The organism is Microbacterium sp. GXF0217 (genome assembly GCF_054798195.1).
Window position 1 is genome coordinate 344,706 of record NZ_JBSJZG010000003.1, and the last position, 12,388, is coordinate 357,093.

The window sequence follows — 12,388 nt, forward strand, 5'->3', positions numbered from 1 at the left end:
ACTGCGCCGCGGGAGCGCGCCCTGGCGCGCCGTGAAGCGCACCGATAGTCTGACGCCGAATCCTGGCCTGCGAAGGAGCCACCGATGGAAGCCGTCCTGTTCGTTCTGCAACTGCTCGTCGTGCTGGGGTGCATCATCATGGGCACGCGCTCGAGCGGCGTCGGGCTCGGTCTCTGGGGCGGTGCGGGCGTCGCGATCCTCGTGTTCGTCTTCCAGCTCTCGCCCGGGTCGCCACCCGTCGACGCACTGCTCATCGTGCTGTCCGTGGTGCTCGCGGCCTCCATGATGCAGGTCGCGGGCGGCATCGACTGGATGGTCTCGGTCGCGGCGAAGCTCATCGCGCGCAACCCGAAGCAGATCACGCTCGTGGCACCGCTCGTCTCATTCCTCTTCGCGGCGGGCGCCGGCACCTCGAACATCCTGTATCCGCTGCTGCCGGTGATCCAGGACCTCTCGTACCGCAACGGCATCCGTCCGTCCCGGCCGCTCTCGCTCTCGGTCGTCGCGACCGGTGTCGCGCTGGCGTGCAGCCCCGTCTCGGCGGCGATGGCGGCGATGGTGACGCTGACCGACGTCGCGCCCTACGATTTCGAGCTCATCGACATCCTGAAGGTGACGATCCCCGCGGCGATCGTCGGCATCGTGCTCAGCTCGCTGGTCGTGAACCGGCTCGGCAAGGATCTCGCTGACGACCCGGAGGTGCAGGCGAAGATCGTCGCCGGCACGCTCGCCCCTCCCCGCTCCGGTGCGGCCGAGGTCAAGGCAGACGTCACGGTGACGACGGCGGGACGCAACGCGGCCATCATCTTCCTCCTCGGCGTGCTGGCGATCGTGGTGTTCGGCCTGTTCAAGGGCATCCGTCCGCTGGATGCCGATGGCGATCCGGTCGGCATGACACCGATCATCGAGATCATCATGTTCCTCGTCGGCACGCTCATCCTGATCGTGTCGCGTCCGAAGGTCGGCGAGGTGCCGACCGCGACGGTGTTCAAGGCCGGTATGGTCTCGGCGATCGCGTTGTTCGGCCTCGCGTGGTTGACCGACACCTTCCTCTCCGCGCACATCGAGTTCATCTCCGAGAGCATCGGAGCGCTGGTGGGGGCAGCGCCCTGGATCTTCGCGCTCGGTGTCTTCCTCGTCTGCGTGCTCACCACCAGCCAGTCGACCGCGACGCGGACGATCGTGCCGATCGGGCTCGCCGCCGGCATCCCGCTCGGCGTGCTCAGCGGCATGTGGGCCGGCGCGTTCGCCGGTATCTACCTGCTGCCGACCAACGGATCGCAGATCGCCGCGGCGAACTTCGACGTCTCCGGCACGACCAAGCTCGGCACGAAGCTCATCGACCACTCGTTCTTCCTGCCGACCCTCATCCTCGCGGTGACCACGATCGGCGCCGGCGCCGCGTTCGGTGCGCTCTGGGGCGGATGAGCGGCCTAGGTCGTGTCTCCTAATTCGCGAGGTCGCCTCGCAGGATGATTCTTGAGTGAGTCGGGAACTACACGAATCTGCGCGAGGAACCGGCTGATCACGCGATAGGTCGGTCGCGTGGCGGGTTGAGCACGAAGATTCATCAGCTCGTCGACGGGCGTGGGCTGCCGCTGGTGGTCTTGATCGGCCCCGGCCAAGCGGGCGACTCTCCGATGTTCCCCGTCCTGATGCACCATCTGCGGGTCGTGCGCCGCGGCCCGGGCCGTCCGCGTTCACGTCCTGACCAGGTGCGGGGCGACAAGGCATACTCGTCCCGCGCAATCCGCCACCACCTGCGAGCATCATCACGACTCGCTGGCGACGACCTCTGCTTTGAAACCGGCGGAGTTCTCCAGCCAGCCGGCGTAGTGATCCGGGCCTCCCGCGTGCGGATACCGGTCCTGATACAACGGTCGCCAGCCATGCTTCTCCGCCCGAGCAACAATCGCGTCGACCCGGGAAGGCGCGCCCGCCTTGAACGCGAGATGGTTCACACCAGGCGCCCTCCGATCGTGCGCCACCGTGGACAGATTCGGGGAGGTCGTGAGCGTCAGATAAGCGCCACCAGCGGCCCACGACTCGCCCTCGGGCCACTCGCCCTCGCACTCAAAGCCGAGCTCGCGAAGCAGCCAGCCCCACTCCGCCCGAGCCTCCGCAAGATCCGCGATCCACACCTCGACATGATGAAACCCCGCCACGCCCTACAGTCTCCCAACACCGCCAACGGACCGTTTGGGAGACACGTCCTAGGTCAGAACTCGCGGTAGAGGTCCCACGACGCACGGCAGGAGGCCGCGACGTCGGCGACGTGCGACGGGTCCTCGGTGATCCACTCGGTTCCCGGCTCGTTCAGCTCGGCGACGGCCGCATCCCCCAGGAGGAACTCGCGCCGGAACTCCGCCTGCACCGCGTCGAAGTGCGCTCCGGCGGACCGCGCCTGATCGGCGAGCTCGCGGAAGCGGATGCCGGCGGCGAGGATCTCCTGGCTGCCCAGGTAGGGCTTGTTCAGTGCGACATCGGCGGCGGTCCGGACCGCGAACCCGGCACGATGGGCCTCCGCGAGGATGCGCAGCCGTGCGGGATCCATGGTCGGCGGGTCGGCAGGATCGCGTTGTTCGCCGTGCGCGTCGCCGCGGTTGGACAGCGCCACGACGTCCGGCAGCCGATCCTTGGCCTCACGCGGGACGTTCACGGCCCCGTCCTTCGTCGTCGTGGTGTTCATGGTGTCGTGGAACGACAGTCGTGTGAAGCGGTCTCCCGTGCGCAGCTTCTCGGCGATGAAGCGCTCGGTGAGATCGTCGCGAATGCGCTCGTACACGCCGAGGCCGCGCTCGGCCACATCGACGAAGGCATCGACGAGGGCGTGGAGTCCGGCATCCGTGTCCGGAACCTGCAGGATCGGGAGGAACGAGAACGTCACAGGGCGGATCGCGTCGACGCCGGTGAGATCGACCTTCTTCCACGCGCCCGCCGACCGCGTGCGTTCGATGGCCTCGGTGAGGTCGGCGGCGACGTCCGCGGGTTTGGCCCTGTTCGGATCGCGCACCAGGCGCGGATGCGGATTCAGCACCGCGACGACGCGGGGATCCTCCGCAGCCCAGCGGCGGACGATCGCGTCGGTGGCGACGTCGGTGAAGTCGTACTGGAGACGCCTGGTCAGCGCGGGGGAGAGGAACTCCGCGATCTCGGCGGGAATGGCAGCGCCCGCGTGCGGGCAGCTGATCAGGACATCGGCATCCCGGATCGCGTCGTCGAGCGTGCGCCGATCGGCGTCGGCGAAGACGACGATCTCGGCTTCGGTGAAGGTCTTTCCGGCGGGGATGAGCTCCAGTGCGGCCATGCGCTCATGCTAGCGACGTCCGGCGCCGTGCCACAGGGGCGAGATGCGGATGCCGGGGTAGGGGGTGCGGATCAGGCCGCGCTGCCCATCGCCCCTTCGATTCCGATGATGCGGGCCTGCTCGTCGAAACGGAACGTCGCCGAGCCGGTCGCGTCGCTGACGATCGCGCCGGAGAAGGCCTCGTCGGTCCACTCCAGGTTCCAGCCGGCCAGGCGCGCGGCATCCCACACCGACGAGCGGGCGTCCGGCAGGGTCAGCGTCGAAAGCATGCGTGGCGCCGCGATGACCGCGTCAGCGACCGTGAGCGGTGCGATCGGCGCGTCGAGCAGGAAGACGGCGCGGGTGCCGCCGCCGACCGGGGCGGAGTAGTACGGCGAGCGTCCGGTGATCTCGACGGCGACCGAGCCGATCACGTGCGTCGCCTGCGCGATCCATGCCTCGGCGTCGTCTCGGGCATCCTCGGGGAAGGGCAGCTCGGACTGTGTCAGCTCGGCGATGCCGTACTGCTGGCCGTAATCGCGCAGCTGCGCGGCGACGCCCTGCGCATCGCCCTGCGGGTGCGCCCACGCCCAGAGCAGCGAGCGCGGTCCCGGTGCGAGCGTCGCGATGAGGTGCGGTGTGGTGATCAGCTGGTTCGCGGCGTCGTCGTTGGACGTGAACGTCAGCGTTCCGGCGTTCAGGTCGGCATCCCAGCGGTGCTCGCCGAGAGCGTCCGTGGCGGCGACGAGGGCGTCCTGGCGGAGGGCGGTGAACAGTGCGGCCCGGTCGGCCAGTGGCTGGAGTGCGGCGAAGCTCATGGCTCCAGTCTGGCCTGGGAAACTATGAATCCGCCACGTGCTTTTCGGCGGCGACGACGCGGCCCATGCGCCAGACGCTCGGGAGCGCGAGCGTCGTGAGCGCAACGACCGCGTAGACCGCACCGGAGGCGATGAGCACGGTCGTGACATCGGCGTTCGTGATGAGCCAGCCGTAGACGAGCGTGCCGATCGGGATCGCGACCCAGCTGCCCAGCATGTCGTAACTCGAGACGCGCGACAGCCGATCCACAGGGACGTTCTCCATCATGGCGACGTTCCAGCCGGTGTTGAACACCTCGTGGCCCGCGCCGGCGAGGAAGGCGACGATCGCGAGGAGGATCACGGCAGGGTGGATCCCGAGCATCGTCAGCGGGATCGCGAACATGGCCATGCCGATCATGCCCAGGCGCAGCGGACGCTTCAGCGGCACCCACATCAGGACGAGCGTCATGAGCAGGACACCGGCGCCCTCCGCACTGAGCACCCAGCCCCAGCCCGCGATGCCGAGCCGGTCGTCGTTCTTCGCGATGTAGGGACCCGCGACGCTCCAGGCGCCGACGTGGATGGCGTTCATGATCATGAACGCCAGCACGATCGTCCACAGCCACGTCCGGCCCCAGAACTCATTCCAGCCGAGCCGGAGGTCGCGGAACAGCGTCGAACCGCCTCGGCCGGCCGGCGGGGGCAGCTTCACGAGTGCGAGCACGGGGATCGCGACGAGCCACCCGGCCGTCTGGACGACCATGGCCCAGGCGGGGCCCGCCGCGGTCACCAGGATGCCGGCGATGATGGGTCCGCCGATCGTGACCGTCGACCGGACGAACGACAGCATCGCGTTGGCCTGCTGAAGGTGCTCCGGCGCGGTGAGCTGAGGGATGATGCCCTGCATCGCCGGCATCACGAACGCCGTCGATGCGCCGCTGACGATCGACAGGATCACGAGCAGGGGAACCGTCGCCGTGCCCGTGAAGAGCAGAGCGGCCATCGCGCCGACGGCGAGGATGTCGATGACATAGCAGGTCTGGATGACGAGCGCCCGCGGCATCCGATCCGCCACGACGCCGCCGAAGAGGATGAAGACGATGTTGCTCACGGTGAATGCGGCCAGCACGTACGACAGCGAACGGGCGTCGTTGTCGATCTCGAGGACGGCGAACGCGAGCGCGATCGACGACATCGAGCCGGTGGTCATCGTGATCGCCCTGGCGATGAAGAACCAGCGGAAGCTGCGGTCCTGCATGGCGGCGAGCCCGCGCATCATCGGAGCGTTCTCGTCAGCGGCATCCTTCCATCCTGGCATCCTGCCGCGCTGCGTCGATTCGAACCGGGCTACCAGGCGGGGCGGATGCCGGTGAGGGCCCAGGCCGCCTGGATGGCCGCGCCCCGAGCGACGTACTCGCCGGGTTCGGGAACGACGACGGGGGCGTCGAAGATCTCGGCGGCGATCGCGGAGACCGCAGGACTCTGCGCCGCGCCCCCGATGAGCAGCACGCGATCGGCGGTCACGCCGTGCTCGAGCATCGCGTCCAGCCCGAACGCCAGGCCCTTCAGCACGCCCTCGATCGCCGCGCGGGCGAGGTTCGCGCGCGTCGTCGATGCCAGCGTCATGCCGGAAAGCGTCGCGGTGGCGTCCGGCCGGTTCGGGGTGCGCTCGCCCTCGAACCACGGCTGCAGCGACAGTCCGTCGGCGCCGGGCTCCGCCGCGAGGGCCAGGCGCGAGAGCTCGTCGTGATCGATGCCGAGCAGCGCGGCGGTGACATCGAACACCCGCGCGGCGTTCAGTGTGGTCACGATGGGCAGGCGCGCTCCTGACGCATCGGCGAAACCGGCGACCGTGCCGCTGGGGTCGACCACCGGTGCGTCCGTGACGGCGAACACGGTGCCGCTCGTGCCGATCGACACACCGACGTCTCCGGGGCGCGCACCGAGTCCGAGCGCCGCCGCGGCGTTGTCGCCTGCTCCGGCCGACACGACGAGGCCGTTGGGCCCGGCGACGTGGTCGGAGGGGCCCAGCACGCGGGGGAGCACGACGTCACCGGCATCCCGGCGCAGTGCGAGCGACAGCAGATCGCGGTCGTACTCGTCGCCTGCCGGGTCGAAGTATCCGGTGCCGCTCGCATCAGAGCGGTCGGTCACGAGCTCGGACAGTACAGGGCCGAGCTCGGACTCGCCGGCCGGACCGTACCCCCGAAGGCGCCAGGTCAGCCAGTCGTGCGGCAGCGCGACCGCGGCGACCCGCGCGGCGTTGTGCGGCTCGGCATCCGCGAGCCAGCGCAGTTTCGTGACGGTGAACGACGCCACCGGCACCAGACCGGTGCGCCGCGCGAACTCCGCGGCGCCCACCTCCTCGGTGAGCGCCGCGGCGGCATCCGCCGAGCGCGTGTCGTTCCACAGCAGTGCGTCACGGATGACGCGGCCGTCGGAATCGAGTGCGACGAGTCCGTGCTGCTGGCCGCCGATGCCGATCGCCGCGACGTCGGCCAGCCCACCGGCATCCGACAGGGCGCTCTGCAGAGCGTCCCACCAGGCCGACGGATCCACCGACGTGCCGTCGGGGTGCGACGCGCGCCCCGAGCGAACCACGGCTCCCGTCGAAGCGTCGCGGATGACGACCTTGCAGCTCTGCGTCGAAGAATCGACTCCGGCAACCAGCGTCATCTCAGCGGGCTCCGAGCAGGTGCTCGGTGGCGAGCTGCTGCAGGCGAACGAAGCCGAAGCCCTTGCCGCCCAGGTACGCGTTCGCGTCGAAGTCCTCGTAGGCGGAGCGGTCCGCCAGGAAATCGTCGTAGCTCTCGCCCTGGTTCAGCGTCGGCGTCGACAGCTCGTCGACCTTCGCGGCGGCCAGCGCCTCCTGCACCTCGGGGTCGGCGCGGAAGGCCGCAGCGCGCTCCTTGAGCAGCAGGTAGGTGCGCATGTTCGCGGCGGCGGAGTCCCACACGCCGGTCTCGTCCTCGGTGCGGCTCGGCTTGTAGTCGAAGTGGCGAGGGCCGTCGTACGCGGGAACCCCTCCGGGGCCGCCGTTCTCGAGCAGGTCGACGAGCGAGAACGCGTTGTGCAGGTCGCCGTGACCGAAGACGAGGTCCTGGTCGTACTTGATGCCGCGCTGGCCGTTGAGGTCGATGTGGAAGAGCTTGCCGTGGAACAGCGCCTGCGCGATGCCTGCGGTGAAGTTGAGCCCGGCCATCTGCTCGTGGCCGACCTCGGGGTTCACGCCGACGAGCTCCGGGCGCTCGAGGGAGTCGATGAACGCGATCGCGTGACCCAGCGTCGGCAGCAGGATGTCGCCGCGCGGCTCGTTCGGCTTGGGCTCGATCGCGAAGCGGATGTCGTAGCCCTTGTCGGTGACGTAGTCGCCGAGCAGGTTGACGGCCTCGCGGTAGCGCTCGAGCGCTGCGCGCACGTCCTTGGCGGAGTCGTACTCCGCACCCTCGCGGCCACCCCACATCACGAACGTCTTCGCCCCCAGCTCTGCACCGAGGTCGAGCTGGCGGAAGACCTTGCGCAGCGCGTAACGACGCACATCGCGGTCGTTCGAGGTGAAGCCGCCATCCTTGAAGACCGGTGCGCTGAACAGGTTGGTGGTGACCATCGGGACGATCAGGCCGGTGTCGGCCAGCGCGCCCTTGAGGCGGTCGATCTGGGTCTGACGCTCCGCATCCGTGGAGCCGAAGGCGAACAGGTCGTCATCGTGGAAGGTGAGACCGTACGCGCCGAGCTCGGCGAGCTTCTCGACGGCGTGCACGACGTCCAGTGCCGGGCGGGTGGGACCGCCGAACGGGTCGGTTCCGTTGTAGCCGATCGTCCAGAGGCCGAACGAGAACTTGTCTTCGCGGGTGGGGGTGAGTGCCATGGCGCATCGCTTTCAACGTCGGTGGTGAATTGTTGTGAGCTAGAACATATCAAGACTGATTGGGGATCGCAATGCGTGCAGTGGAACCGCGCACGATCAGCTCCGCCGGCAGCTGGAGCTGCTCGGTGTCGCCGCCGCGGAGCATCCCCAGCACGATGCCGACGGCGGCGGCTCCCATTTCGGCAAGGGGCTGGCGCACGGTCGTGAGCTGAGGAGTATGCGACGACGCCTCGGGGATGTCGTCGAAGCCCACCACCGACAACGCATCGGGAACACGGATCCCGCGCTCGGTCGCGACCCGGATCATCTCGATGGCCGACAGGTCGTTCGCGGCGAAGACCGCGGTCGGTCGGTCGTCGAGATCGAGCAGCGCGTCGGCGCCGGCGGTCGCGGATGCCGCTCGGTAGCCGCCGTCGGCGACGAGCGTCTCGTCGAACGCGATGCCGGCCGCTTCCAGTGCATCTCGGTAGCCGCGCTCGCGCTGATGGGCGGATTCGAGATCGGTCCGACCGCGCAGATGGGCGATGCGCCGGTGTCCGAGCGAGATCAGGTACTCCGTGGCCGCGCGCGCGCCGGAGACGTTCTCGACCGACACGGTCGCCGGCCCGCCAGGGCCGGTGTGCGGATCGACCGCGACGAAGGGGACGGAGGCCTCGGTCGGCATGACGGTCGGCGTGACGAGGATCGCCGCATCGATCAGCGTGCCGCCGAGGCGGGAGAGCGATCGCCGCTCCCAGCCGAGGTGGTCTCCGGCCGAGACGCTGCCGGCGTAGGCGAGCACGTCGTATGGGGTGTCCTGGAGTGCGGTGGAGACGCCGCGCAGCAGCTGCAGGGCGAAGGGCTCGAACTCGGCGACCAGGACGCCGATCACGTTCGTGCGCCCTCGGCGCATCGATGTCGCGACGAGCGAGCTCTCGTATCCCAGCTCGGCGACGACGCCGAGGACGTGGGCGAGTGTCGCGGCGGACACGCCATCGCGGCCGTTGATCGCCTTGGAGACGGTCGCCACCGAGACTCCGGCTGCGAGGGCGACGTCGGTGATGGTCGGTCGAGCGTTCATGTGGTCAGCCTAGTCACTCGCACGAAAACGTTATCGATATCGTTTGACATGGGTGCGTCGGCGGTGCCAGAGTGGGCGACACAACACATTGGTGTGGTTGGCAACAAATGCGTTGCACCGGCCGCACGACTCGATGAAGAGGAGAACACAGCATGAAGATGCGCAAGGCATGGGCCGCCGGTGCGGCCGTCGCAGCGCTGGGAATGCTCGGCCTGACCGGCTGCACGGCCGGCGGCGGTGGCGACGGCGGCGGCGACAGCGGCACTCTCACGATGTGGCACAACTCGACGACCGGCGACGGCAAGCAGTATTGGGAGGACGCGGCTGCCGCCTTCCACGAGGAGAACCCCGACGTCACGATCAAGGTGACCTCGATCCAGAACGAGGACATGGACGGCAAGCTGCAGACCGCCGTCAACTCCGGTGACATGCCGGACATCTTCATGGCGCGCGGAGGCGGCAAGCTCGCCGACATCGTGGCGGCCGGCAAGGTCAAGGACCTCACCGACCTCATCGACGACGACGTGAAGACCTCGTTCGGCGATGCCCCGTTCAGCGCGTTCACGGTCGACGACAAGATCTACGGCGTGCCCAGCGCCGTGCTCCCCGGCGGCATCTTCTACAGCAAGGACCTGTTCGCTGAGGCGGGCATCGACGAGACGCCGACCACGATCGACGAACTCGGCGATGCCGTCGAGAAGCTGAAGGCAGCCGGCATCCAGCCGATCGCGCTCGGCGCGAAGGACGCATGGCCCGCTGCGCACTGGTACTACTTCTTCGCACTGCGCGCCTGCGGCCAGGACATCGTGCAGAATCTCGCCACCGACCCGGACTTCTCCGACGGATGCTGGCTGGAAGCGGCCGAGAACCTCGACGAGTTCGCGTCGATCGAGCCGTTCAACGAAGGCTTCCTGACCACGTCGGCCCAGGAGGGCGCCAACTCGTCCGCCGGTCTCGTCGCGAACCACAAGGCCGCCATGGAGCTCATGGGCGCGTGGGACGTCGGCGTCATCGCGAGCCTCACGCCGGACCAGAAGCCGCTCGCCGATCTCGACTGGTTCCCGTTCCCCGAGGTCGACGGCGACGGCGCACCCGGCGCGATGATGGGCGGCGTCGACGGGTACTCGTGCTCGAACGACTCGCCCGCCGCGTGCGAGGACTTCCTCAACTTCGTCTCGTCCAAGCAGTGGCAGGAGAAGTACGCGGTGGCGTTCCAGACGATCCCCGCATCGCAGGATGCCACCGGCGCCGTGACCGACCCGTCTCTCGCGCCTCTCATGGCGGCCTACACCGAGGCGCCGTACGTGTCGCTGTGGCTGGACACCTCGCTCGGGCAGAACGTCGGAAACGCGCTGAACACCGGTGTCGTCGAGATGCTGGCAGGTCAGGGAGACCCGCAGAAGCTCGTCGACGGCGTCGAAGCAGCCGCGGCAAGGGGCTGAGTCGCAGCATGACCGATTCACAGGCGCTGATGGAGACGCCGGCGCCTGCGAGCAGCACCCGTGCCGGGACCGACCAGGTCCCGGCACGGCGATCCCCGCGGCCGGACTGGCGCAAGCGCGGCGAGATCGTGCTGCTGGCAGGCCCCGCGCTCCTTGTCTTTCTCGGCTTCGTCATCTTCCCGGTGCTGATGGCGGGCTTCTACGGCTTCTTCCGCTGGAACGGCTTCGGCTGGCCGACGGAGTTCGTCGGACTCGACAACTACGTGCTCATGCTGCAGGACGAGACGTTCCGGCAGGCCGTGATGCACAACTTCATCATCGTGATCCTGTCGCTCGTCATGCAGGGTCCGATCGCGATCCTGTTCGCCCTGCTGCTGAATCAGAAGATCCGCGGCCGCTCGGTGATCCGCGTGCTGATCTTCGCTCCCTACGTCATCGCGGAGGTCGTGGTCGGCACGGGGTGGAGCCTGATGCTCCAGGATGCCGGAGCGCTGAACTCCTTCCTCGAGAAGATCGGCCTCGAGTCGTGGCAGCACTCGTGGATCGCGGATCCGTCCATCGCGATGTGGTCGCTGATGGTCATCATCACGTGGAAGTACATCGGCTTCGCCGTGATCCTCATGCTCGCGGGCATGCAGTCGATCCCCGAGGAGCTGTACGAGGCCGCGGCCATCGACGGCGCCGGGTTCTGGCGTGCGCAGTGGAGCATCACGCTGCCGCTGCTCGGGCCGACCATCCGCATCTGGGCGTTCCTGTCGATCATCGGCTCGCTCCAGCTGTTCGACCTCGTCAACATCATCTGGGGGCAGTACATCGCGGCCACCGCCGGCACCTCGACCATGGCCACGTACATGTACCAGAACGGCCATCTGGCCGGGAACTACGGCTTCGGAAACGCCGTCGCCGTGATGCTGTTCCTCATCTCGCTGGTCGTCGCGCTCGTGTATCAGCGGTTCGTGCTCCGGCGCGACACCGAGGGCGCGCTGACCGGAGAAAGCCGAAAGGGTCGTAGGCGATGACCGACACGCTCAAGACGTCCGTGGCCATCCAGGCGGTCGGCCCTCGACGCCGTCGCGCCGAATCCGGAGTGAAATGGGGCAGCCCAGGGGTGTACCTGCTCGCGCTGGTGCTCATCACGGTGTGCGTCACGCCGCTGCTGTACATCATCATCGGCGGCTTCCGCACGAACTCGCAGATCACGAACGACCCGGCCGCCTGGCCGGATCCGTGGCAGGTCACGAACTACACGGACGTGCTCGCCAGCAGCGAGTTCTGGACCGCGATGCTGAACTCGACGCTCTCGGCGGTGGGCACCACGCTGGGCGCCGTCATCCTCGGCGTCATGGCGAGCTACGTGATCGCGCGGTACGACTTCTCGGGCAAGGCCGTGATGTACTCCGTGTTCGCCGCCGGGCTCATGTTCCCGGTGACGGTCGCGATCACGCCCCTCTACCTGCTGATCCGCAACCTGGGGCTCGTGAACAGCCTGGCGGGCATCATCCTTCCGCAGATCGCGTTCGCCCTGCCGACGACGATCATCATCCTCGTGCCCTTCCTTCGGGCCATCCCGAAGGAACTCGAGGAGGCTGCGTCGATCGACGGGGCCTCGCGACTCGGATTCTTCTGGCGCATGGTCGTTCCGCTGAGCCTCCCCGGCGTGATCACCGTCGGCATCCTCGCGTTCATCGGCGCGTGGAACGGCTACATGCTCCCGCTGTTCATCCTCAACGACTCCAGCTTGTTCACGCTGCCGCTCGGGGTGCAGAACTTCGCCTCGCAGTACTCGGTCGACACCGCCCGGGTGCTCGCGTACACGTCGCTGTCCATGCTGCCGGCGCTGATCTTCTTCAGCCTGTTCGAGCGCCGCATCGTCGGCGGTCTGACCGGCGCCGTCAAGGGCTGAGACCCGCACGCACGATTCAGGGAGACCTC

The 12,388-nt window shown here is 68.3% G+C and carries 11 protein-coding genes and 1 pseudogene; 5 read left to right on the top strand and 7 right to left on the bottom strand.

What is annotated here, in order from left to right; genetic code table 11:
• Nucleotides 1-84: 84 nt before the first annotated feature.
• Together ACWAT3_RS07805 and ACWAT3_RS07810 are read left to right on the top strand one after the other, a co-directional pair.
• Nucleotides 85-1,428, top strand: a complete 1,344-nt coding sequence (locus ACWAT3_RS07805; RefSeq protein WP_460797273.1) for an anaerobic C4-dicarboxylate transporter — start codon at nucleotides 85-87, stop codon at nucleotides 1,426-1,428.
• Nucleotides 1,429-1,493: 65 nt separating this feature from the next.
• A pseudogene (locus ACWAT3_RS07810) lies at nucleotides 1,494-1,769 on the top strand (transposase); the annotation flags it as partial.
• Nucleotides 1,770-1,772: 3 nt separating this feature from the next.
• Here the strand turns inward: ACWAT3_RS07810 and ACWAT3_RS07815 are convergent.
• The 7 genes from ACWAT3_RS07815 to ACWAT3_RS07845 all read right to left on the bottom strand — a co-directional run bounded on the left by ACWAT3_RS07815 (nucleotide 1,773) and on the right by ACWAT3_RS07845 (nucleotide 9,014).
• Nucleotides 1,773-2,165 carry a VOC family protein gene (locus tag ACWAT3_RS07815; RefSeq protein WP_460797275.1) on the bottom strand — a complete coding sequence of 131 codons (393 nt, stop codon included), beginning with the start codon at nucleotides 2,163-2,165 and terminating at the stop codon, nucleotides 1,773-1,775.
• A 53-nt stretch (nucleotides 2,166-2,218) separates the two neighbouring features.
• Entirely contained in the window at nucleotides 2,219-3,307 is a 1,089-nt protein-coding gene (locus tag ACWAT3_RS07820; protein ID WP_460797277.1) for an N-formylglutamate amidohydrolase, read from the bottom strand.
• A gap of 71 nt (nucleotides 3,308-3,378) precedes the next feature.
• Nucleotides 3,379-4,104 (bottom strand): DUF6882 domain-containing protein, encoded by a 726-nt coding sequence (locus ACWAT3_RS07825; RefSeq protein WP_460797279.1) that lies wholly within the window; start codon nucleotides 4,102-4,104, stop codon nucleotides 3,379-3,381.
• Between the two features lie 22 nt (nucleotides 4,105-4,126).
• Nucleotides 4,127-5,404, bottom strand: coding sequence for an MFS transporter (locus tag ACWAT3_RS07830; protein WP_460797280.1), 1,278 nt, complete (start codon nucleotides 5,402-5,404; stop codon nucleotides 4,127-4,129).
• Nucleotides 5,405-5,433: 29 nt separating this feature from the next.
• Complete coding sequence (gene xylB, locus ACWAT3_RS07835) at nucleotides 5,434-6,762, bottom strand: xylulokinase (protein WP_460797282.1); 1,329 nt, start codon at nucleotides 6,760-6,762, stop codon at nucleotides 5,434-5,436.
• Between the two features lies 1 nt (nucleotide 6,763).
• Nucleotides 6,764-7,954 carry a xylose isomerase gene (gene xylA / locus ACWAT3_RS07840; RefSeq protein ID WP_460797283.1) on the bottom strand — a complete coding sequence of 397 codons (1,191 nt, stop codon included), beginning with the start codon at nucleotides 7,952-7,954 and terminating at the stop codon, nucleotides 6,764-6,766.
• Between the two features lie 49 nt (nucleotides 7,955-8,003).
• Complete coding sequence (locus tag ACWAT3_RS07845) at nucleotides 8,004-9,014, bottom strand: LacI family DNA-binding transcriptional regulator (protein ID WP_460797285.1); 1,011 nt, start codon at nucleotides 9,012-9,014, stop codon at nucleotides 8,004-8,006.
• A 152-nt stretch (nucleotides 9,015-9,166) separates the two neighbouring features.
• Between ACWAT3_RS07845 and ACWAT3_RS07850 the strand changes: the two genes are divergently transcribed.
• Genes ACWAT3_RS07850 through ACWAT3_RS07860 form a run of 3 tightly spaced genes read left to right on the top strand, consistent with a single transcriptional unit; the run spans nucleotide 9,167 to nucleotide 12,359 of the window.
• Nucleotides 9,167-10,456, top strand: coding sequence for an extracellular solute-binding protein (locus ACWAT3_RS07850; RefSeq protein ID WP_460797286.1), 1,290 nt, complete (start codon nucleotides 9,167-9,169; stop codon nucleotides 10,454-10,456).
• A gap of 8 nt (nucleotides 10,457-10,464) precedes the next feature.
• Complete coding sequence (locus ACWAT3_RS07855) at nucleotides 10,465-11,475, top strand: carbohydrate ABC transporter permease (RefSeq protein ID WP_460797288.1); 1,011 nt, start codon at nucleotides 10,465-10,467, stop codon at nucleotides 11,473-11,475.
• Nucleotides 11,472-12,359, top strand: coding sequence for a carbohydrate ABC transporter permease (locus tag ACWAT3_RS07860; protein ID WP_460797290.1), 888 nt, complete (start codon nucleotides 11,472-11,474; stop codon nucleotides 12,357-12,359). The genes ACWAT3_RS07855 and ACWAT3_RS07860 overlap by 4 nt, the downstream gene beginning before the upstream one ends.
• Nucleotides 12,360-12,388 lie beyond the last annotated feature (29 nt).